Genomic DNA, 24843 nt, shown 5'->3' with positions numbered 1-24843 from the left:
ATAGATTACTATGAGAAGCGTACTTCGTCAATTTTTTCTTAATAATGAAAATTACTCATTTTACTCTGTTGAGATAGATGGATCTGCCTGTTCTTTTTTCGGGATAATCTCAAAAAACTTGTTCTGTATATCATCTAATAATGGTGTTAACAAAGCAACTTCCTCATATTGCTCGTGCTCGTTTAGTACACGAATATAGTCTAGCAATAATTCAGTTACATCTTTCAAACCATTTTTACTAATTGGTTGTAATGTAACATTTGCGCCTTTTGCGATTCTTCTTTTTAAGGCCTGTTCTGTTAAGCCTAAGTTTGAATCACGACGCAAATAAACAACACCGCCAGTCATGCCAGCGCAAATCCATGGACCAGGGTCACCTAAAACAAGCGCTCGCCCGTTTGTCATATATTCAAAAGCAAAACCTTTAATATTGGAGTATGCACCTATATTTCCTTGCTCTTTTTCACGGAGTGGTTTTGTTATTCTACCTCCAATTATCATGTCTGCCCCAGAAAGGCGAATGCCAGCGCGAGCATCAGCGTTCCCTTGTACGTATAGTGCCCCTTTTTGTGCACCATATCCAAATCCTTTTCCGACAGAACCGTTATAATATACTCCGTCTTTTCCTTTTGATTTCGTTATATAAATCCCACCACCAAAGGAAGTTTTACCAATGCCATCTTGTGCGCCGCCATTTACGTGTATAAATAAATTTTCACTATTGTAAGCACCTAACCCATTTCCGGGAATAGAACCATCCGTATACTTTAATGTAAGTGGTTCAAGTTGAGTAGCTTCATATAGTTTACTGCGAACGCGATAACATGATTCTAGACCACCCATAACGCGTTGCTCTACACCAACGCCTACCAATTCTTTTGAGTCAGCGGAATGAACTGTCTTAAATTGTTTTTCCGGTACGCCTTCTGTTGTTGTAACAGATGGATGTTCTATTATTTGTAGTAAATTACGTAAGTTTAATAAATTTTCGCCTCGAACTTGCTCTAATAAATCAGAACGCCCAACAATTGCTTGTAAATTTGTATAACCAAGCTGTCCTGTTAATCGTTTTAGTTCTACACCGAAAGAGGTGAATAAATTTAGCAGGCCAGCAACTGCGCTTTCTAATTCGCGTGGGACGAAGCGGCGTAACCCATGTTCTTTTGCTTGTGCTTCAGACTCGATTTGTGTCGCAATTCCAACATGGCAAGTATCTAGATGGCACCCACGGCAAGTAGTACAGCCGATTGCAATCATTGATAGTGTGCCAAATCCAATACGGTTTGCTCCGAGGAGCATGATTTTCAAGGCATCATTTACACTTCGAATACCACCATCTGCCCAAATCTCTACTTTATGTCTCATGCTTGCTTCTAATAAAGCGTTGTGAGCGGCTTTAACACCAATTTCTACAGGGAGACCTACATGCTGCAATGCGTGAATACGTGCAGCGCCTGTTCCGCCATCGAATCCGCTAATGTTAATAAAATCAGCGCCAGCTTTGGCGATACCGACAGCAATTGTTCCGATATTAGGAACAACAGGGACTTTCACGGCTACTTTGGCAAGTTGATTAGCTGTTTTAATTTCTGTAATCATTTGAGCTAAATCTTCAATTGAATAAATATCATGGTTATTAGAAGGCGAAATTAAATCTGAGCCGATTGTCGCATTACGTGCTTCAGCGATTTTGGCTGTCACTTTTGAACCAGGTAAATGCCCACCTTCCCCAGGCTTTGCGCCTTGACCGATTTTGATTTCAATTAAGTTTGATGAGTTTAGTAGTTCGGCATTTACTCCAAATCGCCCAGATGCTACTTGTTGTCCACGTGTATGTGGATATTTTCCAATCATATCTTTAATTTCGCCGCCTTCACCGTTCAAGCTAATCATATTTAGCTGATCGGCTGCTTCTGCATATGCGCGAAAGGCAATTTCGTTTTGAGAACCAAATGACATAGAACTAATAATAAATGGTAAATTATGATTTTTGATGCCGATAGATACTTCTTCAGTTGGAACGACATGTTTTGTTTGTTTCGTTTGAACAAGGTGTCTGATTGCGATTGGATTATTCTCTTCTAGTTCACTTAACTTGTCACGGTAATCATCATAAGAATTTCCTTTTGCAACATCGCCGATTGCTTTCCAAATTCGCGGGAATATATGAAATGATTTTCGCATTCTAATTTTAGGATTGTTATAATCCTCTGCTCGTATTTTTGCATCTTCAACAAGTGATTCAAGTGAAAAGGCTAAATCATTTGAACCGAAGAAATTTGTAATCTGTAATATATTTGCGATTTCTTCATGTAATCCAATAGATGAATAGAGACGTCCGTAACCACGTAACTCATGAATTCCAATTGTTGAAATGACTTTTTCTAATCCTTTATTAAGTGCATTATATAGATTCGTAATTGGTGTTTTTGTTCCATCATTTACAGTCGCGAATAATAAATATGGATTAATACCATCTGCTCCTAATCCATATAGCGTGACAATGTCATGTAAGGAGCGAAGAGCACCAGAACGTATAACGAGAGAACAATTGCGGCGTAATTTATTTTCACTTAATGCTTGATGTACTTTAGCAGTAACTAAATGTGGATCAATCCACAATCGTTCATTTAGATGGGCTTTGGCGTCATCTAATACTAGTAGGGAAGCGCCATTGTTAACAGCAGCTATCGCTTCAGAACTAATGCGGCTTAATGCGCATTGCAGAGTTTCTGACGAGCTGAATGTAGCAGAGATTGTGGCGATAGAGTTATGAGTCTTAAATAGCTCTATGAGTTGTTCGTACGTAATTGTGTGTAATTCCTCTGCAATAGGTTGTGCCACGCTGCCTTCTAAAATAATTGGTGAAAGCATTTCAACTACAAATGGCCGTTTTGCGCCGCTTAATAAACTTGGACGCTCTCCAAGTACAGTACGTGTAGAGAAGTGTTCAATTTCACGGTCACGGTCAATTGCAGGGTTTGTAACAACAGCTACACTTTCTTTAATAAAGTCAGCGATATTTCGTCTATCAGTATCGAGTGCGGCAAGTGGTGAGTCATGCCCAAGTGAGCGTATTGGCTCAACGCCTTTTGTTGCCATCTGTTCAAGAAGTTGAATATGTTCTCGGTCCCATCCGAAAGCGACGTATTGTTTCGTTTCAACTTGAACAGAATCACATAGCCCTTGGATTTTTTTCGTTTCAGGGATAGATAAATTTAAATGGTAATTGGTAGTATCAATTCGCTTTTTAAAACGGTTATATACTTGGATTTGATATTTGTCATATTCATAAAGAACAAGTTCATCTTGTTCATTCCATTTTAATCCGACTTTTTCTCCAGGAGCGAGTGGTTTTGGTTCTGCTACATATTTAGTTGGTGATACAACTCCAGGTTCAGAAGAGAAAATATAAGAGCTCTCTGTCTCTACTTTCCATACTGGGCGTAATCCAAGGGAATCAACGCTGAAAACAGCTTCATCTTTAAAACGGGAAATGATGCCAGCTGGTCCTTGTGCAAAATGTCCCCATGCTTCACGTATATACGTATATAAATCTTGTAAAGGTGTTTCATAAAGTTTAATTTCATTAATAATTGGTGGGAATAGAATTTCCATTGCTTCAAATAAGCTGTAGCCGTATTGAACAAGTAGGGTTTCTAAGGTGCGGTTTAAATCTTGAGAGTCACTGCCTCCTGCAGTAAGTGGTACATCAATCATTTCAGCTTGATCGCGTAATTTCGCAATTGTGTTAATTTCACCATTATGTCCGAGAATGCTAAATGGTTGTACACGAAAAAAATTAGATAATGTATTAGTAGAGTAGCGGTTATGTCCTAATGTCATAGTTGAAGCGATAAGCGGATGTTGTAAATCATTATAGTAGGCAACAAGCGTATCACCAGCACCTAGAACTTTATATACAACATGATCATGACTTAATGAAGCAACATGAATTGCTTCGTTTTCCTCTATTTTTATTGTGACAGAAAATAATGTTTGCTCAATATTTATAATTTCGTTTTCTGCGATAAGGGCAACTTGCCAAAATAAAGGTTCTTCTTGTTTACCAAGTGGACCGAGCGCATCTGAGTTTGTTGCATCGTCACTTTCGAAAATAATAGTAAAGTTTTTGTTGTTTAATTGCGTACGAATATAATCTTTTAAGGCAGTAATGTTTTCTTTTTTATTTAGAAAAAAATGTCCAACGATAAAGTGGGGATGATCCACAATCGTTGGATTATATCCGCTACTTTTTAGTTTTTCATTCCAAAGTGTTTTTGGTATATCAATGTGAATGCCGATGCCATCGCCCTCGCCATTAATGAAACCAGCTCTATGATTCATTTTGACGAGTGATTGTATGCAAAGGTCAATGTTTTCTTTTGTAGCAATTTTTCGTTTCTCCATAACGGAAACGATTCCACACGCATCATGTTCTGCATTTCTATAATCTCGAAATAAAGACGGTGTCCATGTATTTTTTTTATTGAGCATCCGTCAATCCCCCCTCTTGTAAAAGTTAGAATAATCTTACTATTTAAGGCGCAAATCACCTTGTACACAGAGATAGTAATGCTGTAAAAGAATATAAAACAGATAATTATGAATAATTATACTATTAATACGTAATTTATGAAATAGAAAAAAGGAAAAAAGAAAGGTGAGCTTTCTTTTTTCCTTTTAATGACGGGATTATTTATTGTCTGCTAGGGCAGCAAATGCTCTGCCGACAGCTTCGATTGTATATTCAATATCTTCTTTTGTATGTTCTGTAGTTAAGAACCATGCCTCGTATTTAGAAGGTGCTAAGTTAACTCCTTCTTGAAGCATAAGCTTGAAGAATTTACCGAACATTTCACCGTCTGTATCTTGTGCGGCATCGTAATCTTCAATTGTATTAGTTGTGAAGTATACAGTTAAAGCCCCTTTTAGACGATTTAATGTAATGTCGATATTATGTTTCGCTGCTTGCTCTAAAATTCCTTTTTCAAGCATTGCACCAAGTTCATCTAATTTCTCATAAAGCCCTTCTTGTTGAAGTACTTCTAGACAAGCGATACCTGATGCCATAGAAGCAGGGTTTCCTGCCATTGTACCAGCTTGGTATGCAGGTCCAAGCGGAGCAACTTGTTCCATAATTTCTTTCTTACCACCGTAAGCACCGATTGGTAAGCCACCGCCAATAACTTTACCAAGCGCTGTTAAGTCAGGTGTAACACCAAGTAAGTCTTGAGCACCGCCGTACATAAAGCGAAAAGCAGTAATAACTTCATCATAAATTACTAGTGCGCCAGCTTCGTGAACAAGTTCATTCACTTTTTCAAGGAATCCAGGTTTAGGCTCTACAATACCGAAGTTTCCAACGATCGGTTCTACAAGGATAGCTGCTACTTCATGACCCCATTTATCTAAAGCTTCTTTTAAAGTTTCTACATTGTTAAATGGAACGGTAATAACTTCTTGTGCGATACTTTGTGGTACGCCAGCTGAGTCAGGAGTTCCTAAAGTAGAAGGGCCAGATCCAGCTGCCACAAGTACTAAATCAGAATGACCGTGGTAACAACCAGCAAATTTCATGATTTTTGTGCGACCTGTATAAGCACGAGCAACACGAATCGTTGTCATCACTGCTTCTGTACCAGAGTTTACGAAACGGACTTTATCTAATGCAGGCATTGCTTCTTTTAACATTTTTGCGAATTTTACCTCTAGCGCTGTTGGTGTTCCATAAAGTACCCCATTTTCAGCAGCTGTTGTAATTGCTTTTGTTATATGCGGATGAGCATGTCCAGTAATAATAGGACCGTATGCTGCTAAATAATCGATATATTTATTTCCGTCTACATCCCAGAAATAAGCGCCTTTCCCACGTTCCATAGCAACAGGAGCGCCGCCGCCAACTGCTTTAAAAGAACGAGAAGGACTGTTAACACCGCCAACGATATGCTCTAAAGCTTCTTTATGTAATGCTTCTGACTTTGTGAAATTCACTACAATTCATCTCCTTACAAAAATCTATGTATTATTCTAACATGTTTTTCGAAAAGACGTATTGTTTGTGATAGCGAAGGCAGTTGGGTAAACTATTCGTTGTGACATTTAGGAGGGGGGTCCGATTATGAAATCGGTAATTGAGGTACAAGGGTTACGTAAAGAGTTTACAGCCTATTCAAGTCGTCCGGGCTTAAAGGGTGCATTTCGCGATTTATTAAATCGTAATTATAAAATAGTACCAGCAGTAAATGATGTATCTTTTACTGTAAAGCAAGGTGAAATGGTTGGTTATATCGGTGAGAACGGTGCTGGTAAATCAACAACAATTAAAATGCTTACGGGGATTTTAACTCCGACATCAGGGCAAATCACAGTAAATGGAATGAACCCACATAAACAAAGAGAAGAATTTGTAAGAACAATTGGTGTTGTTTTTGGACAGCGTTCGCAACTTTGGTGGGATATTGCAGTACAAGAATCGTTTCGTTTATTAAAGAAAGTGTATGGTGTATCAGACGCTCAGTATAAGGAGCATATGGAGCACGTAATTGAAACGTTAGATATAGGGCCCTTATTAGATAAACCAGTTCGAAAATTATCTCTTGGTCAAAGGATGCGTTGTGAATTAGCGGCAGCCTTAATTCATAATCCACCGTTATTATTTTTAGATGAGCCAACAATTGGGTTAGATGTACTTGTGAAATTGAAAATACGTGAATTTTTAAAAGAAATGAATGAACGTTATAAAACAACAATTTTATTAACAACACACGATATTACTGATATTGAAGCTTTATGTGAGCGCGTTATCATGCTGGATGAAGGAAATATTATGTATGACGGTTCTTTAAATAATCTTCGTACGCAGTGGGGAGCGGAGAAGGAAATTCACTTTCAGTTTGTTGCACCAGTTTCCTATCAGGCTTTATCAATGGTTATGCCAGATAATCATGTCGTTTGGTCGAAAGCAAAAGAGGAAAATGCATGGGTTGCAAAAATTCCGAATGAAGAAGTTATTATTTCAATGCTTATTTCTAAAGTAGTACAAGCCTTTCAAATTAAAGATTTAAAAATTAACGAAGTGTCTACAGAGGAAATTATTCGTAACATTTATGAAGAAGGTATTACGCATGGGTAAGTATATTGAAATGATTCGAATTCGCTTTTTAATGATGCTTGCGTATCGTACAAATTACTATAGCGGGATTTTAATTTATACCATTAATATCGGTGCTTACTATTTTTTATGGCAAGCAATTTATAGTGGAAAAGAGAATATTGAAAGTTTATCTATTTCGCAAATGACCACGTATATCGCAATCGCGTGGATGGCACGTGCCTTCTATTTTAATAATATAGATAGGGAAATTGCGATGGAGATTCAAGAAGGACGTGTGGCTGTAGAATTAATTCGTCCGTATAACTATTTGGGAATGAAAGTTATGCAAGGTCTTGGCGAGGGAATATTCCGTTTTGCCTTCTTTTCCATTCCAGGCATGGTTATCGTTACGTTATTATTTTCGTTGCAAATTACAACAAATTTTCAAACTTGGTTATATTTCTTCTTATCTTTAATATTTAGTTTTATTATTAATACACAAATTAATTTAATGACGGGAATGCTTACGTTTTTCCTATTTAATAATAGTGGGATTATGTATGCAAAACGCGTTGTTATTGATTTATTTTCAGGTCTATTATTACCAATTAGTTTTTATCCGCTATGGGCCCAAAAAGCAATGATGTTTTTACCGTTTCAGGCTATTAGTTATATTCCAAGTATGATTTTTTCTGAAGGTATACAGGGGAGTAAGTTGTATGAGGCTTTAGTATTTCAAGTGATTTGGGCGATTGTACTTATTATTCCAATTGTACTCATGTGGAGAACGGCGAGAAAACGTCTAATTGTACAAGGGGGATGATGAGATGCTATATATAAACTTATTTTTACAATATGCAAGTCAATATATAAAAACAAAATTGGAGTATCGAGGCGATTTTATCGTTGGTTTACTTTCTGATTTATCGCTTCAAGCAGTTAATTTAATATTTATTCTCGTTGTATTTGGGCATACACAAGCATTGAAGGGATGGAGTCGAGAAGAAGTAATCTTTATTTATGGTTTCTTTTTAGTACCATTTGCCATCTTTTCAGCTTTCTTTAATATATGGGATTTTAATGATCGATACATTATTAAAGGGGAGATGGATCGTGTATTAACGCGGCCGATCCATAGCCTATTTCAAATTATATTAGAAAGAATGGAACTTGAATCTTTAATTGGAGCTATTACAGGGATTGTTGTAATGGGATATGCAGCTGTGGAGTTACAATTATCTTTTTACTGGTATGATTTCTTCTTATTTATATTGATGGTAGGAGGAGGAGCACTTGTATATGGAGGGATATTTGTTACGCTGGCGAGCCTTGGTTTTTGGTCGGATGCGAAAAGTTCAATTATGCCTCTTATGTATAACATAGGTAATTACGGGCGCTATCCTGTTAATATTTATAATCGTGTAATTCGTTTCATTTTAACGTTTGTTTTACCGTTTGCGTTTGTTGGAGTATATCCAGCGGCATACTTTTTAAGAAAAACAGAATGGAATAGTTATGCATTTGCGACGCCAATTGTTGGTGTTATCTGTTTTACGATTGCAATCACCCTCTGGAACCAAGGGGTAAAAAGGTATCGTGGCGCGGGTAATTAATTATAGAAGCTTGTTCGTTTCTAAGGGATAAATCAGTTCTCCACCTCATACATATAAAATGAGGTGGAGGACATGTTATGGGGATTTATTCTATTAATTGCAGCAATCGCTATTTTGAAAAGTGTCCAATTATTATGGAGTTCCTATTCGGATTCAACGCGTTTTTTTTCGCTCTATAATTTGGCCACATTATTTTTAATCTATACAACAGTACTAATCGCATTTGGATTAAGTTACGTTGTATTAGAGGAAATGGGTTTTGCAGTTTTGAAAGAGGACGGAGAAAGTTTGAACGCTCATTCTTTTCAACTCGTCGAAGTTTGTTTATATTTTAGCGCAGTTACTTTATTGTCTGTTGGATATGGTGACATATCTCCGATTGGAATTGGGCGATGGATTGCAATCGCAGAAGCGCTAATTGGATATACACTCCCTTTTGCTTTTGTGATGAGGTCTGTAATAGACAATGAAAAATAAGGAAGCATTTGTTATAGTAAAGGAAAAGAGTAGGAGTGATAACTATGATTACAGTAGGAGAAATGGCACCAGAATTCACATTAGAGGGAAGTATCGGAGAAGAAGTTCGCCTAGCTGATTTCCGCGGTAAAAATGTAGTTCTCTATTTTTATCCGAAAGATATGACGCCAGGATGTACAACTGAAGCATGTGATTTTCGTGATGCGTATGGAGTATTTCAAGAGAAGGATACGGTTATTCTTGGAGTAAGTCCTGATTCAGCGAATAGACATTTGAAATTCATTGAGAAACATGAATTGCCATTTACACTTTTAGTAGATGAAGATCATAAAGTAGCAGAGTTATACGATGTTTGGAAGTTAAAAAAGAACTTTGGGAAAGAGTATATGGGAATCGAGCGTTCTACATTCCTTATTAATAAAGACGGTGAACTTGTAAAAGAGTGGCGTAAAGTGAAAGTGAAAGGACATATTGAGGATGTTCTTTCTTATATAAAATAAATCTACATTGGAGATAAAATATGCAGAAACAAGGCAAGTGTCTATACATATTTTACTGCCTTACATAAAGTGGAAGTGTAGGGCATACCTCCTCAGATGATAGTATTCCAAGTGCGATTATGTCGCACTTTTTTCTATGGAATATATGAAGAAAAAAGGGAAAGATACATAAAAACAAGTCCTGAATATAAAAATAAACTACATACTTATAGTAGAAATATTGACGATTTATAAGAAAAGGAGTACACTCTTTATAAGAATTATAAAATAATAATCCGTATAGAATCGGGGTGCATGACGGTGGTCAAAGAAGAATTAAAAGAAGCGCTAGAAATGCTGAAAAATACGGGTGTACGCATTACTCCACAGCGTCATGCTATTTTAGAGTACCTTGTGGAATCAATGACGCACCCAACAGCGGATGATATTTATAAAGCATTAGAAGGTAAGTTTCCAAATATGAGTGTTGCAACTGTCTATAATAACTTACGTGTGTTTAAAGAGGTTGGACTTGTAAAGGAATTAACTTATGGAGACGCTTCAAGTAGATTTGATTATGTTACAAGTCAACATTATCATGTGATTTGCGAAAAATGTGGTAAGATTGTTGATTTTCCTTATGGAGGCTTGGAAAAGCTGGAAGAGGAAGCTGCGAAAACGACAGGCTTCGTTATCAATAGTCATCGCTTAGAAATTTATGGCGTTTGTCCAGAGTGTCATAAGGCGTAATATATAATAAAGAAAGGGGCTGACGGCTATACGTCAGCCTCTTTCTTTATTATATAAGGATTAGCGTGAGGTTAATCGGGATTTACAGTGCTAAGTTAGTAAGAAGGGTTAGATAAAAGTTTGTCGAATTTACTTTGTATTGGTGGAAATGAATTCTTGGAGGGGACATTTTGAAGAAATATGAGATTAAAAATAACATTCCAACATTGGAAGAATATAAATATTTATGTGATTCTGTGGGATGGACTAACTATATGAACTTTGAGGTGGCGGAAATATCACTTCAAAATTCGATTTACTGTATAACAGTCAAGGATAATAATCAAATCATCGGCATGGGGAGAATTGTTGGTGATGGGGCTATCTATTTCTATATTCAAGATATAGTGGTTCATCCAGATTATCAAAAGAATGGTATTGGAAAGAAAATAATGAATACTTTAGTAGAATACTTAAATGGGAATACTCCAGATAAAGCATTCATTGGTTTGTTTGCGTCGCAAGGTAAAACATCATTCTATGAAAAATATGATTTTAAAGATTATTCGCCTAATATGACAGGGATGTTTACTGTTATTTCGAAAAAATAGGTGTAATAAATTTAATAAAACAATTAAAAAGTTGATTTTTTAAGAAATCAACTTTTTAATGAGTTGAAACGTTTGTAGTGTTGCAAATTCGTATTTCCCTTGATACTTATGATTTATAACTCTTCTTATTATACTTTTCATCAAATTCTTTTCCTTCTAGATCTCGATCTAGTGTTAAAGGTTGATTGCAGTGCATACATGCATCGACACGGCCGAGCATTTTGGTTGGCTTATCACAGCTTGGACAAATAATTTGGATAGTCTTAGTAGATAACATACCAATCCAAAAGTAAACGACAGTGCTAGCGATAACAGCTAAAAAGCCAACCATCATAAACGTTGTCATAATAATAATGTTTTCGCGGAAAAAGACACCTAAGTATGCAATGAAGAGGCCGATAAATACTAAACTTAATGCAAAGGTCCGGATTTTATTGATTTTGTTTGAATACTTAATGCTCATTCTCACCACGCTCCTATACTAATAATATAACATAAAATTTAGAATTTTCACTCTCGTGTAAATTGATAAAGAGATAAGATATGAAATGAATAGGAGGGGAGCCAAGAATGAATGGACGCTATAATGATTTTTACAGCGGTTTTTAAGTTTTTAACGGGATGTGAAATTTTTTTATAAAAAGTATTGACCCTGTATATACTGCATGATATATTAATAACCGTCGCTGATGCGGAAACGCAGAAAACGACAAAAAAGAAATTAAAAAACTTAGTTGACATTGAAAAATGAAGATGTTAACATAAGGAAGTCGCAAATGAGCGACTAAGTAGTTCTTTGAAAACTGAACGAAACAAACAACGTGAAACGTCAATTTTTATTTTAGATGCTAGACAAACTAACTTTATTGGAGAGTTTGATCCTGGCTCAGGATGAACGCTGGCGGCGTGCCTAATACATGCAAGTCGAGCGAATGGATTAAGAGCTTGCTCTTATGAAGTTAGCGGCGGACGGGTGAGTAACACGTGGGTAACCTGCCCATAAGACTGGGATAACTCCGGGAAACCGGGGCTAATACCGGATAACATTTTGAACCGCATGGTTCGAAATTGAAAGGCGGCTTCGGCTGTCACTTATGGATGGACCCGCGTCGCATTAGCTAGTTGGTGAGGTAACGGCTCACCAAGGCAACGATGCGTAGCCGACCTGAGAGGGTGATCGGCCACACTGGGACTGAGACACGGCCCAGACTCCTACGGGAGGCAGCAGGGAATCTTCCGCAATGGACGAAAGTCTGACGGAGCAACGCCGCGTGAGTGATGAAGGCTTTCGGGTCGTAAAACTCTGTTGTTAGGGAAGAACAAGTGCTAGTTAAATAAGCTGGCGCCTTGACGGTACCTAACCAGAAAGCCACGGCTAACTACGTGCCAGCAGCCGCGGTAATACGTAGGTGGCAAGCGTTATCCGGAATTATTGGGCGTAAAGCGCGCGCAGGTGGTTTCTTAAGTCTGATGTGAAAGCCCACGGCTCAACCGTGGAGGGTCATTGGAAACTGGGAGACTTGAGTGCAGAAGAGGAAAGTGGAATTCCATGTGTAGCGGTGAAATGCGTAGAGATATGGAGGAACACCAGTGGCGAAGGCGACTTTCTGGTCTGTAACTGACACTGAGGCGCGAAAGCGTGGGAGCAAACAGGATTAGATACCCTGGTAGTCCACGCCGTAAACGATGAGTGCTAAGTGTTAGAGGGTTTCCGCCCTTTAGTGCTGAAGTTAACGCATTAAGCACTCCGCCTGGGGAGTACGGCCGCAAGGCTGAAACTCAAAGGAATTGACGGGGGCCCGCACAAGCGGTGGAGCATGTGGTTTAATTCGAAGCAACGCGAAGAACCTTACCAGGTCTTGACATCCTCTGAAAACCCTAGAGATAGGGCTTCTCCTTCGGGAGCAGAGTGACAGGTGGTGCATGGTTGTCGTCAGCTCGTGTCGTGAGATGTTGGGTTAAGTCCCGCAACGAGCGCAACCCTTGATCTTAGTTGCCATCATTAAGTTGGGCACTCTAAGGTGACTGCCGGTGACAAACCGGAGGAAGGTGGGGATGACGTCAAATCATCATGCCCCTTATGACCTGGGCTACACACGTGCTACAATGGACGGTACAAAGAGCTGCAAGACCGCGAGGTGGAGCTAATCTCATAAAACCGTTCTCAGTTCGGATTGTAGGCTGCAACTCGCCTACATGAAGCTGGAATCGCTAGTAATCGCGGATCAGCATGCCGCGGTGAATACGTTCCCGGGCCTTGTACACACCGCCCGTCACACCACGAGAGTTTGTAACACCCGAAGTCGGTGGGGTAACCTTTTTGGAGCCAGCCGCCTAAGGTGGGACAGATGATTGGGGTGAAGTCGTAACAAGGTAGCCGTATCGGAAGGTGCGGCTGGATCACCTCCTTTCTATGGAGAATTGATGAACGCTGTTCATCAATAAAGTTTCCGTGTTTCGTTTTGTTCAGTTTTGAGAGAACTATCTCTCATATATAAATGTATGTTCTTTGAAAACTAGATAACAGTGTAGCTCATATTTTTTAATTTTTAGTTTGGTTAAGTTAGAAAGGGCGCACGGTGGATGCCTTGACACTAGGAGTCGATGAAGGACGGGACTAACGCCGATATGCTTCGGGGAGCTGTAAGTAAGCTTTGATCCGAAGATTTCCGAATGGGGAAACCCACCATACGTAATGGTATGGTATCCTTATCTGAATACATAGGGTAAGGAAGACAGACCCAGGGAACTGAAACATCTAAGTACCTGGAGGAAGAGAAAGCAAATGCGATTTCCTGAGTAGCGGCGAGCGAAACGGAACATAGCCCAAACCAAGAGGCTTGCCTCTTGGGGTTGTAGGACATTCTATACGGAGTTACAAAGGAACGAGGTAGACGAAGCGACCTGGAAAGGTCCGTCGTAGAGGGTAACAACCCCGTAGTCGAAACTTCGTTCTCTCTTGAATGTATCCTGAGTACGGCGGAACACGTGAAATTCCGTCGGAATCTGGGAGGACCATCTCCCAAGGCTAAATACTCCCTAGTGATCGATAGTGAACCAGTACCGTGAGGGAAAGGTGAAAAGCACCCCGGAAGGGGAGTGAAAGAGATCCTGAAACCGTGTGCCTACAAATAGTCAGAGCCCGTTAACGGGTGATGGCGTGCCTTTTGTAGAATGAACCGGCGAGTTACGATCCCGTGCGAGGTTAAGCTGAAGAGGCGGAGCCGCAGCGAAAGCGAGTCTGAATAGGGCGTTTAGTACGTGGTCGTAGACCCGAAACCAGGTGATCTACCCATGTCCAGGGTGAAGTTCAGGTAACACTGAATGGAGGCCCGAACCCACGCACGTTGAAAAGTGCGGGGATGAGGTGGGTAGCGGAGAAATTCCAATCGAACCTGGAGATAGCTGGTTCTCCCGAAATAGCTTTAGGGCTAGCCTTAAGTGTAAGAGTCTTGGAGGTAGAGCACTGATTGGACTAGGGTCCTCATCGGATTACCGAATTCAGTCAAACTCCGAATGCCAATGACTTATCCTTAGGAGTCAGACTGCGAGTGATAAGATCCGTAGTCAAAGGGAAACAGCCCAGACCGCCAGCTAAGGTCCCAAAGTGTGTATTAAGTGGAAAAGGATGTGGAGTTGCTTAGACAACTAGGATGTTGGCTTAGAAGCAGCCACCATTTAAAGAGTGCGTAATAGCTCACTAGTCGAGTGACTCTGCGCCGAAAATGTACCGGGCTAAATACACCACCGAAGCTGCGGATTGATACCAATGGTATCAGTGGTAGGGAGCGTTCTAAGGACAGTGAAGTCAGACCGGAAGGACTGGTGGAGTGCTTAGAAGTGAGAATGCCGGTATGAGTAGCGAAAGACGGGTGAGAATCCCGTCCACCGAATGCCTAAGGTTTCCTGAGGAAGGCTCGTCCGCTCAGGGTTAGTCAGGACCTAAGCCGAGGCCGACAGGCGTAGGCGATGGACAACAGGTTGATATTCCTGTACCACCTCTTTATCGTTTGAGCAATGGAGGGACGCAGAAGGATAGAAGAAGCGTGCGATTGGTTGTGCACGTCCAAGCAGTTAGGCTGATAAGTAGGCAAATCCGCTTATCGTAAAGGCTGAGCTGTGATGGGGAAGCTCCTTATGGAGCGAAGTCTTTGATTCCCGCTGCCAAGAAAAGCTTCTAGCGAGATAAAAGGTGCCTGTACCGCAAACCGACACAGGTAGGCGAGGAGAGAATCCTAAGGTGTGCGAGAGAACTCTGGTTAAGGAACTCGGCAAAATGACCCCGTAACTTCGGGAGAAGGGGTGCTTTCTTAACGGAAAGCCGCAGTGAATAGGCCCAAGCGACTGTTTAGCAAAACACAGCTCTCTGCGAAGCCGTAAGGCGAAGTATAGGGGTGACACCTGCCCGGTGCTGGAAGGTTAAGGAGAGGGTTAGCGTAAGCGAAGCTCTGAACTGAAGCCCCAGTAAACGGCGGCCGTAACTATAACGGTCCTAAGGTAGCGAAATTCCTTGTCGGGTAAGTTCCGACCCGCACGAAAGGTGTAACGATTTGGGCACTGTCTCAACCAGAGACTCGGTGAAATTATAGTACCTGTGAAGATGCAGGTTACCCGCGACAGGACGGAAAGACCCCGTGGAGCTTTACTGTAGCCTGATATTGAATTTTGGTACAGTTTGTACAGGATAGGCGGGAGCCATTGAAACCGGAGCGCTAGCTTCGGTGGAGGCGCTGGTGGGATACCGCCCTGACTGTATTGAAATTCTAACCTACGGGTCTTATCGACCCGGGAGACAGTGTCAGGTGGGCAGTTTGACTGGGGCGGTCGCCTCCTAAAGTGTAACGGAGGCGCCCAAAGGTTCCCTCAGAATGGTTGGAAATCATTCGTAGAGTGCAAAGGCATAAGGGAGCTTGACTGCGAGACCTACAAGTCGAGCAGGGACGAAAGTCGGGCTTAGTGATCCGGTGGTTCCGCATGGAAGGGCCATCGCTCAACGGATAAAAGCTACCCCGGGATAACAGGCTTATCTCCCCAAGAGTCCACATCGACGGGGAGGTTTGGCACCTCGATGTCGGCTCATCGCATCCTGGGGCTGTAGTCGGTCCCAAGGGTTGGGCTGTTCGCCCATTAAAGCGGTACGCGAGCTGGGTTCAGAACGTCGTGAGACAGTTCGGTCCCTATCCGTCGTGGGCGTAGGAAATTTGAGAGGAGCTGTCCTTAGTACGAGAGGACCGGGATGGACGCACCGCTGGTGTACCAGTTGTTCTGCCAAGGGCATAGCTGGGTAGCTATGTGCGGAAGGGATAAGTGCTGAAAGCATCTAAGCATGAAGCCCCCCTCAAGATGAGATTTCCCATAGCGTAAGCTAGTAAGATCCCTGAAAGATGATCAGGTTGATAGGTTCGAGGTGGAAGCATGGTGACATGTGGAGCTGACGAATACTAATAGATCGAGGACTTAACCATATAATATGTAGCAATGTTATCTAGTTTTGAGAGAACATAAAAAACTTGTTGACTTTTAAAGTAAATAAGTTATAATAATGATTGTCTCAAAAGAATAATGTCTGGTAATGATGGCAGAGAGGTCACACCCGTTCCCATACCGAACACGGAAGTTAAGCTCTCTAGCGCCGATGGTAGTTGGGACCTTGTCCCTGTGAGAGTAGGACGTTGCCAGGCAATATTATTCCGCAGTAGCTCAGCGGTAGAGCTATCGGCTGTTAACCGATCGGTCGTAGGTTCGATTCCTACCTGCGGAGCCATTGGAGAGCTGTCCGAGTTGGCCGAAGGAGCACGATTGGAAATCGTGTATACGTCACAAGCGTATCAAGGGTTCGAATCCCTTGCTCTCCGCCATAGGATTTATAATATTTGGCCCGTTGGTCAAGTGGTTAAGACACCGCCCTTTCACGGCGGTAACACGGGTTCGAATCCCGTACGGGTCACCACTTTGGAGGATTAGCTCAGCTGGGAGAGCACCTGCCTTACAAGCAGGGGGTCGGCGGTTCGATCCCGTCATCCTCCACCATATAAATTTTATATGAATAGTATTATCGCGGGGTGGAGCAGCACGGTAGCTCGTCGGGCTCATAACCCGAAGGTCGCAGGTTCAAATCCTGTCCCCGCAACCAAATGGTCCCGTGGTGTAGTGGTTAACATGCCTGCCTGTCACGCAGGAGATCGCCGGTTCGACCCCGGTCGGGACCGCCATTTTAATAAGGCTCGGTAGCTCAGTCGGTAGAGCAGAGGACTGAAAATCCTCGTGTCGGCGGTTCGATTCCGTCCCGAGCCACCATTTATTTTAATAAAATACGCCGGCTTAGCTCAATTGGTAGAGCAACTGACTTGTAATCAGTAGGTTGGGGGTTCAAGTCCTCTAGCCGGCACCATGTAAGTTTCGGAGGGGTAGCGAAGTGGCTAAACGCGGCGGACTGTAAATCCGCTCCTTCGGGTTCGGCAGTTCGAATCTGCCCCCCTCCACCATTTACATAGGGGCATAGTTTAAAGGTAGAACTGAGGTCTCCAAAACCTCCAGTGTGGGTTCGATTCCTACTGCCCCTGCCAAATATATTTACACAACATGGCGGTTGTGGCGAAGTGGTTAACGCACCGGATTGTGGCTCCGGCATTCGTGGGTTCGATTCCCATCAGTCGCCCCATTTTTATTTTAAAAATTACAAATAATCTAATGGATACTTACATATAATTAAGTAAGAATTCGATGGGCTATAGCCAAGCGGTAAGGCAACGGACTTTGACTCCGTCATGCGCTGGTTCGAATCCAGCTAGCCCAGCCATTTTTGCGGAAGTAGTTCAGTGGTAGAATACAACCTTGCCAAGGTTGGGGTCGCGGGTTCGAATCCCGTCTTCCGCTCCAATAAAATTTAATATGGCGGCATAGCCAAGTGGTAAGGCAGAGGTCTGCAAAACCTTTATCACCGGTTCAAATCCGGTTGCCGCCTTTTCTTTTGTGCCGATGTGGCGGAATTGGCAGACGCGCACGACTCAAAATCGTGTTCCTTCGGGAGTGTCGGTTCGACCCCGACCATCGGTATCATGAACGGCGTAATAAAAGACTCTACACCAAATGTGTAGAGTCTTTTTATGTTTTCATCATACTATAAAATAAGCAAAAATGGTGTGTTGGTGAAATGGTTATAAATGATTAAGGTAAACTTATTCATTTAGTACATGCGATACAGTTGGGGAAAGCTACAAAACAATAAAGGGATAAATTTTTATCCCTTTATATAATTTCATTATTTTATAGAGAATTTCTCCAACCTGGTGACATGAAGTTAAATCCGACGCCACCAGTAGATATTAGTACATGATCAGCTGTTAATTTCGTAATTTCTAAGAACTTCTTTTCAAACTCTTCTCTGTTGTATTTGTACATAGTTGAGTGGCATGACCACATGTGCGTTGAAGTACTCAACCAGTCTCCTAATTCCTTTAATTCAGGAAACGACTCAAATCGAATTGGTTCATCTAATTTCATGAATCTCACTTGATAGATAGTTGGGTTTAACTTCTCTCCTATTCCTTTAAAAGCATGTGATTTTTTGTCTTTGGAATGTGTCATAATTCACCCTCCACCTTTTCTTCAAATTTTTTCCTATTTTTATTATACAACAATAGAAAACAATTATGGGAATAATATGGAAATCTTTATTGGCAATATAAAAAGACTGTAACAGAAATGTTAGAGTCTTTTTGTTAAATTATACTATGTGCTTCTAAAATTCGTAATAAACGTAGGAATTCATGTATAATATAACTTGTCGAAAGAACAAAATGATAGTGATTTATATTATGTCTGTAATATGAATCAAAAATGAACTTTTTATATTTCTTTTAAAAATGTGTTGAACACACATTATATTTCATATTAATATTTTTATGTAGATTTAAAACGGGAAAGAGAGTGGAAAGTATGGGCCGTAAATGGAACAATATTAAAGACAAAAAAGCATCAAAAGATGCAAATACAAGCCGTATATACGCGAAATTTGGGCGTGAAATTTATGTGGCAGCAAAACAAGGCGAGCCAGATCCAGAATCAAACCAAGCACTAAGAGTTGTATTAGAGCGTGCGAAAACATACAATGTTCCAAGAACAATTATTGATCGTGCAGTTGAAAAAGCAAAAGGCGGTTCAGAAGAAAATTATGACGAGCTTCGTTATGAAGGATTCGGACCAAATGGAGCTATGGTTATTGTAGATACACTTACAAATAACGTAAACCGTACTGCAGCAGATGTACGAGCTGCATTTAGCAAAAACAGTGGTAATATGGGTGTGAACGGTTCTGTAGCTTACATGTTTGATGCGACAGCTGTTATCGGCCTTGAAGGTAAAACATCAGATGAAGTTCTTGAAATTTTAATGGAAGCAGATGTAGATGCACGTGACATTCTAGAAGAAGAAGATTCTGTTATCGTGTATGCTGAACCAGATCAATTTCATGCAGTACAATCTGCACTTAAAGGTGCTGGCGTTGAGGAGTTTACAGTTGCAGAATTAACAATGCTTGCACAAAGTGATGTAACACTTCCTGAAGATGCTCAAGCACAATTTGAGAAAATGGTTGATGCATTAGAAGATTTAGAAGATGTTCAACAAGTTTATCACAACGTAGACTTAGGAGAGTAATACGATAGATGACCCTTTTCGCTTAGCGGATAGGGTCTTTTTTATGAAGTTAATTAAGGTGATGAAGTATTAAAGGTATTTTGTTGTAGGTAGGGAATATGATTATAGGGATATATAAAATATTCATTATCTCTAGGAGGCTTAATATGGAACATAAGACACCAAAGCATATCGTTGCTGTAGCCGGTTATTTAACAAATGGAAAAAATGAAGTGTTATTAACAAAAGTGCACTGGCGAGCTGATACGTGGGAGTTGCCAGGAGGACAGGTAGAAGAAGGCGAAGCGCTCGATCAAGCTGTCTGTAGGGAAATAAAAGAGGAAACAGGGTTAACGGTGAAGCCTATCGGAATTACAGGCGTTTATTATAATACTTCTATGCATATTCTAGCTGTTGTTTTTAAAGTAGCATATATAAGTGGTGAAATAAAAATTCAACCTGAAGAAATACAAGAGGCTAAATTTGTTGATTTAAATGAAGAGAACATAGATGAGTATATAACGCGTCCTCATATGAAATCCAGAACGCTTGATGCAATGAGAGCAACACATTTTATTCCGTATGAAACGTGGGAAGTACAGCCGTATAATTTAATAGGAAGATTGTAAAGAAAAGAGTAGCCGATTTGAGATACATTCGAATCACTACTCTTTTTTTGTATACTGTTTAAGAAAAAGGTCAAAATAATAGTAGCACTAGTATTGATTTTAAGAACGTTTGTTCTGTATAATAAATCTATATGTTATATACATTTAGATTACTAGATAGTCAAAAGTATATATATTTGTAGATGATATAATTAAAGTGTAAAGTGAAAATATAATAGTCTTAAGGGTTTCTCTTTATTGGTTATTCGTACTTTAACATAACCTATATTCAATATTTCAGATGAATAGTAGATAAAAAAAGACTGTGATACAATACTTTTTTATCCCACTATTTGCTAGGCAGTAAGCTTGATTAATGAGGACCGATTAAAGTTTCACTTTATACCTTACAATGATGTAAGGTACGTGTAAGAGAAATCGATGGGATATTTTTTTACAACAATGTATTCTTAAAGTAAGAGTTATATGCTGTGTGGAAAAGAGGTGTTCAAGATGAAAGAACGAGTATTATCTAGGGTGAACTATCATCAAAAAGTTGCATTAAATCCAATGACTAAACTTTTTTATAAAGCCATTATATTATTATTATTGTTAAGTTGTACGTTATTATTCATTGGAAATGTAATGATTGAGAAAAGTGATATTAGTAAATTACATGTACCGGCTAAGTTAGAGGTGCCAGAATCATTAACACATGCATTTATTGCGACAGAAGATAAAAGATTTTATCATCATAACGGTTTAGATTATATAGCAATTATTAGGGCCTCTGTTGAGAATATAAAGGCTGGTGGTGTCGTGCAAGGAGGAAGCACAATTACACAGCAGCTATCTAAAAATGCCTTTTTAACGAATGAACGTACATTTTCTCGGAAGTGGAAAGAGATTTTTTATACGAAAAAAATTGAACGCACATTTACGAAGGATGAAATATTAAAATTATATGTAAGTAATATTTATTATGGAGAAGGAGCATGGGGAATTGAAAAAGCAGCAAACCTTTACTTCGGTAAAAAGGTGAACCAATTAACGTTGGCTGAAAGTGCAATGATGGCTGCTGTAGTAAAAGCACCTGCTTATTACTCACCTGCCCAAAATTATGATAAAGCAGTAGAGAGACGTAATGTCGTTTTGAGACTAATGGAGAAAGAAGGCTATATAAGCCATGATGAGTATGTTCAAGCAGTTAGTGAGAAATTGGTAATTCGTCATGATATAAAAATAGAGCAGTCGATGTTAAATAGCGCGCGTAAAAAAGCAGTAAGTTAAGAGAAGTTCCTACAGAGGAGCTTCTTTTTTTGAATAAATTGTGACAAATTGTGACACAATATCGTCACAATTATTGTGTTTTTGTAATTTATGTGAGCGTGTTCATTGCGTGACGTATATAAGTGTTGATATTATGTGTATTGTGTACAATGCTGTATACAGAATATGAATTTAAAGAGGAATGTATATGAAATCAAATAAACTCATGGCTCTTGGTATAGTTTTTTCTATCGCAGTATTGATTGTAATTGGAACAATTGCGTATAGCATCATAAATGACAAAAAAGATAAAGGGAATGAGATGTTTGCTTATTCTACGCAACAATCTTTAGGGAAAGATGATGCTCCAGTTAAGGTAGTTGAATTTGGAGACTTTAAATGTCCTGCTTGTCGTACTTGGGATGTAACAGTATTACCTCGATTAAAAGAAGAGTATATTGATAAAGGCAAAGTGCAGTTATACTTTATTAACTTCCCATTTATCGGAAAAGACTCAGATTTAGGTGCAGCAGCTGGTGAAGCAATTTATAAACAAGATAAAGATTCATTCTGGATTTTCTATGATGAGATTTATCAAAATCAAAAGAAAGATACGGAAGAATGGATTACAGAAGATTTGCTTCTTAGCATTGTGAAAGAGAAACTTCCAAAAGTTGATGTAGAGCAATTTAAGAAAGATTTACACAGTAAAGACATTAAAGAAAAAGTAAGTAAAGATTCAGATCGTGCTCAAAAATTAAAAGTTCAAGGTGCTCCTTCTGTATATGTAAACGGAAATCTTGCAAATCCTGATTTTGATAGTATGAAGAAGGCAATTGATAAAGAATTGAAAAAGTGATGAGGTCTCTCATCACTTTTTCGACTTTTTTCGATAAAATTCTTGCCTCTACTTTTTTTACATGCTATACTATTTTACATAAGTTATTCTAATATCTTATATGTAATTCATATTTGCGGGTGTAGTTTAGTGGTAAAACAAGAGCCTTCCAAGCTCTGGTCGAGAGTTCGATTCTCTTCACCCGCTCCAAATTTTATTAAAAGTTTTTCTATAAATTGTGATCAACGCAGTGTTTCGTTTCCGAGATAAACGAGGCATTGCGTTTTTTAATGTTTGAAAAATATAATTACATGCGAAAATAGAAGTAAATGATAGTATTCCAAACGTGAATTACTAACCAATAGAGTGGTTACATAAGGGGTGGATTCATCTGAGGAGGCGATTAAGAGTGGATTTTGAACAATTAAAGCAAGATGTAATTGCGTATAGTAAAACAATTGGCATAGATAAAATAGGCTTTGCGAGCGCTTCTCCTTTTGAGGAATTAAAGCAGCGCTTAATCCAGCAACAACAATTAAATTATCAATCTGGATTTGAAGAGCCTGATATAGAGAAGAGAACGAATCCGCAACTGTTATTACCGGGTGCTAAATCAATTATTGCGATTGCTTTAGCATATCCTTCAAAATTAAAAAATGCACCATTAAGTAAGCGTGGAGAACGCCGTGGGATTTTTTGTCGTGCTTCTTGGGGACAAGATTATCATCTTGTTTTACGAGATCGTTTGAAAAAATTAGAGGCATATTTAATTGAAAAACTTCCCGATATAGAAGTGAAGTCCATGGTTGATACAGGTGAATTAAGTGATCGAGCTGTATCAGAGCGTGCTGGTATTGGATGGAGCGGTAAAAACTGCTCTATTATTACACCTGAATTTGGTTCGTACGTATACTTAGGGGAAATGATTACAAATGTTCCATTCCCGCCAGATAAGCCGATAGAAGATCAATGCGGAGGCTGTACGAAATGTATCGATATTTGCCCTACCGGTGCTTTAATACAGGGGGGACAGTTAGATTCGAAGAAGTGCATTGCGTTTTTAACACAAACGAAAGGATTCCTACCTGAAGAATATCGCGATAAAATAGGAAATCGCATATATGGATGTGATACGTGTCAGACTGTTTGTCCGAAAAACAAAGGAATGGATTTTCATAATCATCCTGAGATGGAGCCGGATCCTGAGCTAGTTAAACCATTATTAACGCCACTTTTAACAATTAGTAATCGTGATTTTAAAGAGAAATATGGGATTATGTCAGGGTCATGGAGAGGGAAAAAACCACTGCAAAGAAATGCGATTTTAGCATTAGCACATTTTAAAGAAGCATCGGCAATTCCAGATTTAATTGGTGTTATGAAAGATGACCCAAGACCGGTACTACGCGGAACGGCAGCATGGGCACTTGGGAAAATTGGCGGAGATGGAGTAGGCGAAGCGATTGAGAAAGCGATGGAACGTGAGAAAGATGAAGAAGTGCTTCATGAAATGAATCGCGGGCTTGAATTGTTAGCACAGAAAAAAGAGTAGATAATATTTCCCTTTTTCATATTGTAATATGGGAGGGAGACAGAATGGTTGTAAAAACGAAGATTGAAAACCAAGTACAACAATTTTTAGCATATATAACGGAGAAAAGAACGAATGTGGATGGTATTGCTGAGGATTTACTACAAATGGCACTGAGAAAGAAACAATTGTTTCAAAGGCGTAGTGCACATATAGTGAAAGCAACTGCGGATGTTTCTTTCATTAGACAATTAAATAGTAATGACCATCAAGAAATTGATTATCAAATACATTTTAAATATTTAATTAAGCATAAAGAATTATTTTATATTGAAGAGGAACAATTAAAACGAAGAGTTTGTTTAAATAATAGTCGAATTATAGGCGATTCTGCTATTGAAGTGTCAGAAGAAATTAGAATGGGTGAGACATTAGAAAGGGATATTACGAAAGAGAAGTACGGTTCTTATCAGTATAATCGTTTAGAGGCAGTGAAATATGCAGAGCGTTGGTGGGATGACCGGAATCCTATGTATCGTAATTTCCCTGATAATTGTACGAATTTCATTTCTCAATGTCTTCATACTGGAGAAGTACCTATGAACGGGTATCCTAATATTCGTAAAGGATGGTGGCAAAGGGAGAATCAGTGGAGTTGGAGCTGGGCTGTTGCACATTCTTTTTATTGGTATTTGTCAGGTGCTACAACAGGACTTCGAGCAGAGGCGGTAGAGAGGCCAGAAGAACTTATTCTTGGAGATGTCATTGCTTATGATTTCGAGGATGACGGAAGATGGAATCATACGACGATTGTAGTAGCAAAAGATGTAGATGGTATGCCGCTTGTAAATGCACATTCAGCGAATAGCCGTCGACGTTATTGGAACTATGAAGACTCTAGTAAATATACACCACAAATGAAATATAAATTCTTTCATATTATTAATGGGTAGAG

The 24843-nt window shown here is 39.5% G+C and carries 17 protein-coding genes, 16 tRNA genes and 3 rRNA genes; 32 read left to right on the top strand and 4 right to left on the bottom strand.

Annotation, left to right across the window (positions count from 1 at the left end):
• Positions 1–60: 60 nt before the first annotated feature.
• On the bottom strand, positions 61–4497 hold the full coding sequence (locus IQ781_RS13010) for a glutamate synthase-related protein (RefSeq protein WP_000932763.1): 4437 nt from the start codon (positions 4495–4497) through the stop codon (positions 61–63).
• 198 nt (positions 4498–4695) lie between these two features.
• Positions 4696–5994 (bottom strand): glutamate-1-semialdehyde-2,1-aminomutase, encoded by a 1299-nt coding sequence (gene hemL, locus IQ781_RS13005; protein ID WP_001011863.1) that lies wholly within the window; start codon positions 5992–5994, stop codon positions 4696–4698.
• Between the two features lie 127 nt (positions 5995–6121).
• On the opposite strand from hemL, the gene IQ781_RS13000 reads away from it, so the two are divergent.
• The 7 genes from IQ781_RS13000 to IQ781_RS12970 all read left to right on the top strand — a co-directional run bounded on the left by IQ781_RS13000 (position 6122) and on the right by IQ781_RS12970 (position 11005).
• A complete protein-coding gene (locus IQ781_RS13000; RefSeq protein WP_000843655.1) occupies positions 6122–7135 on the top strand; it encodes an ABC transporter ATP-binding protein in 1014 nt (337 codons plus the stop codon).
• A complete protein-coding gene (locus IQ781_RS12995) occupies positions 7128–7919 on the top strand; it encodes an ABC transporter permease (RefSeq protein WP_000521519.1) in 792 nt (263 codons plus the stop codon). The genes IQ781_RS13000 and IQ781_RS12995 overlap by 8 nt, the downstream gene beginning before the upstream one ends.
• A 4-nt stretch (positions 7920–7923) precedes the next feature.
• A complete protein-coding gene (locus IQ781_RS12990; protein ID WP_000965773.1) occupies positions 7924–8709 on the top strand; it encodes an ABC transporter permease in 786 nt (261 codons plus the stop codon).
• A 72-nt stretch (positions 8710–8781) separates the two neighbouring features.
• Positions 8782–9186: a potassium channel family protein gene (locus tag IQ781_RS12985; RefSeq protein WP_000964343.1), complete on the top strand. Its 405-nt coding sequence runs from the start codon at positions 8782–8784 to the stop codon at positions 9184–9186.
• A 44-nt stretch (positions 9187–9230) separates the two neighbouring features.
• Positions 9231–9686, top strand: a complete 456-nt coding sequence (gene bcp / locus IQ781_RS12980; RefSeq protein ID WP_050229027.1) for a thioredoxin-dependent thiol peroxidase — start codon at positions 9231–9233, stop codon at positions 9684–9686.
• Between the two features lie 300 nt (positions 9687–9986).
• Complete coding sequence (gene perR, locus IQ781_RS12975; RefSeq protein WP_000237829.1) at positions 9987–10415, top strand: peroxide-responsive transcriptional repressor PerR; 429 nt, start codon at positions 9987–9989, stop codon at positions 10413–10415.
• A 170-nt stretch (positions 10416–10585) separates the two neighbouring features.
• Positions 10586–11005: a GNAT family N-acetyltransferase gene (locus IQ781_RS12970; RefSeq protein WP_000759735.1), complete on the top strand. Its 420-nt coding sequence runs from the start codon at positions 10586–10588 to the stop codon at positions 11003–11005.
• A 106-nt stretch (positions 11006–11111) separates the two neighbouring features.
• Here IQ781_RS12970 and IQ781_RS12965 read toward each other — a convergent pair whose 3' ends face one another.
• Entirely contained in the window at positions 11112–11468 is a 357-nt protein-coding gene (locus IQ781_RS12965; protein ID WP_000025058.1) for a YgzB family protein, read from the bottom strand.
• A gap of 400 nt (positions 11469–11868) precedes the next feature.
• Between IQ781_RS12965 and IQ781_RS12960 the strand changes: the two genes are divergently transcribed.
• From IQ781_RS12960 to IQ781_RS12875, 18 genes are all read left to right on the top strand, one after another.
• Positions 11869–13416: ribosomal RNA gene (locus IQ781_RS12960) — 16S ribosomal RNA — on the top strand.
• A 145-nt stretch (positions 13417–13561) separates the two neighbouring features.
• Positions 13562–16470 (top strand): 23S ribosomal RNA (locus IQ781_RS12955).
• A gap of 100 nt (positions 16471–16570) precedes the next feature.
• Positions 16571–16686, top strand: a 5S ribosomal RNA gene (rrf, locus tag IQ781_RS12950).
• Together the 16S, 23S and 5S rRNA genes with 15 tRNA genes alongside form the textbook arrangement of a ribosomal RNA operon.
• An 8-nt stretch (positions 16687–16694) precedes the next feature.
• A tRNA-Asn gene (locus tag IQ781_RS12945) sits at positions 16695–16769 on the top strand.
• Positions 16770–16771: 2 nt separating this feature from the next.
• A tRNA-Ser gene (locus tag IQ781_RS12940) sits at positions 16772–16863 on the top strand.
• 17 nt (positions 16864–16880) lie between these two features.
• Positions 16881–16955, top strand: a tRNA-Glu gene (locus IQ781_RS12935).
• Between the two features lie 4 nt (positions 16956–16959).
• A tRNA-Val gene (locus IQ781_RS12930) sits at positions 16960–17035 on the top strand.
• 26 nt (positions 17036–17061) lie between these two features.
• Positions 17062–17138: transfer RNA gene (locus IQ781_RS12925), tRNA-Met, on the top strand.
• 3 nt (positions 17139–17141) lie between these two features.
• Positions 17142–17217, top strand: a tRNA-Asp gene (locus IQ781_RS12920).
• 9 nt (positions 17218–17226) lie between these two features.
• Positions 17227–17302 (top strand) — tRNA-Phe (locus IQ781_RS12915).
• A gap of 18 nt (positions 17303–17320) precedes the next feature.
• A tRNA-Thr gene (locus IQ781_RS12910) sits at positions 17321–17396 on the top strand.
• A 10-nt stretch (positions 17397–17406) separates the two neighbouring features.
• A tRNA-Tyr gene (locus IQ781_RS12905) sits at positions 17407–17490 on the top strand.
• A gap of 7 nt (positions 17491–17497) precedes the next feature.
• Positions 17498–17571 (top strand) — tRNA-Trp (locus IQ781_RS12900).
• A 19-nt stretch (positions 17572–17590) separates the two neighbouring features.
• A tRNA-His gene (locus tag IQ781_RS12895) sits at positions 17591–17666 on the top strand.
• A gap of 63 nt (positions 17667–17729) precedes the next feature.
• Positions 17730–17804 (top strand) — tRNA-Gln (locus IQ781_RS12890).
• A gap of 5 nt (positions 17805–17809) precedes the next feature.
• Positions 17810–17884, top strand: a tRNA-Gly gene (locus IQ781_RS12885).
• A gap of 14 nt (positions 17885–17898) precedes the next feature.
• Positions 17899–17969, top strand: a tRNA-Cys gene (locus IQ781_RS12880).
• A gap of 10 nt (positions 17970–17979) precedes the next feature.
• Positions 17980–18061: transfer RNA gene (locus IQ781_RS12875), tRNA-Leu, on the top strand.
• Between the two features lie 210 nt (positions 18062–18271).
• Here IQ781_RS12875 and IQ781_RS12870 read toward each other — a convergent pair.
• Positions 18272–18592 carry a DUF3884 family protein gene (locus tag IQ781_RS12870; protein ID WP_000149743.1) on the bottom strand — a complete coding sequence of 107 codons (321 nt, stop codon included), beginning with the start codon at positions 18590–18592 and terminating at the stop codon, positions 18272–18274.
• A gap of 351 nt (positions 18593–18943) precedes the next feature.
• Between IQ781_RS12870 and IQ781_RS12865 the strand changes: the two genes are divergently transcribed.
• From IQ781_RS12865 to IQ781_RS12835, 7 genes are all read left to right on the top strand, one after another.
• Positions 18944–19663, top strand: a complete 720-nt coding sequence (locus IQ781_RS12865) for a YebC/PmpR family DNA-binding transcriptional regulator (RefSeq protein WP_000532952.1) — start codon at positions 18944–18946, stop codon at positions 19661–19663.
• Positions 19664–19809: 146 nt separating this feature from the next.
• A complete protein-coding gene (locus tag IQ781_RS12860) occupies positions 19810–20271 on the top strand; it encodes an NUDIX hydrolase (RefSeq protein WP_000400469.1) in 462 nt (153 codons plus the stop codon).
• Between the two features lie 492 nt (positions 20272–20763).
• Positions 20764–21540 carry a transglycosylase domain-containing protein gene (locus tag IQ781_RS12855; protein ID WP_000664715.1) on the top strand — a complete coding sequence of 259 codons (777 nt, stop codon included), beginning with the start codon at positions 20764–20766 and terminating at the stop codon, positions 21538–21540.
• 187 nt (positions 21541–21727) lie between these two features.
• On the top strand, positions 21728–22378 hold the full coding sequence (locus IQ781_RS12850) for a DsbA family protein (protein WP_000841307.1): 651 nt from the start codon (positions 21728–21730) through the stop codon (positions 22376–22378).
• 115 nt (positions 22379–22493) lie between these two features.
• Positions 22494–22567, top strand: a tRNA-Gly gene (locus tag IQ781_RS12845).
• Positions 22568–22766: 199 nt separating this feature from the next.
• Positions 22767–23909 carry a tRNA epoxyqueuosine(34) reductase QueG gene (gene queG / locus IQ781_RS12840; protein ID WP_000345206.1) on the top strand — a complete coding sequence of 381 codons (1143 nt, stop codon included), beginning with the start codon at positions 22767–22769 and terminating at the stop codon, positions 23907–23909.
• 44 nt (positions 23910–23953) lie between these two features.
• Entirely contained in the window at positions 23954–24841 is an 888-nt protein-coding gene (locus IQ781_RS12835) for an amidase domain-containing protein (protein WP_139847087.1), read from the top strand.
• Positions 24842–24843: the final 2 nt, after the last annotated feature.

The organism is Bacillus sp. N447-1, assembly GCF_022701035.1.
Classification (GTDB): domain Bacteria; phylum Bacillota; class Bacilli; order Bacillales; family Bacillaceae_G; genus Bacillus_A; species Bacillus_A cereus.
This window is presented reverse-complemented; position numbering and strand designations above follow the sequence as displayed.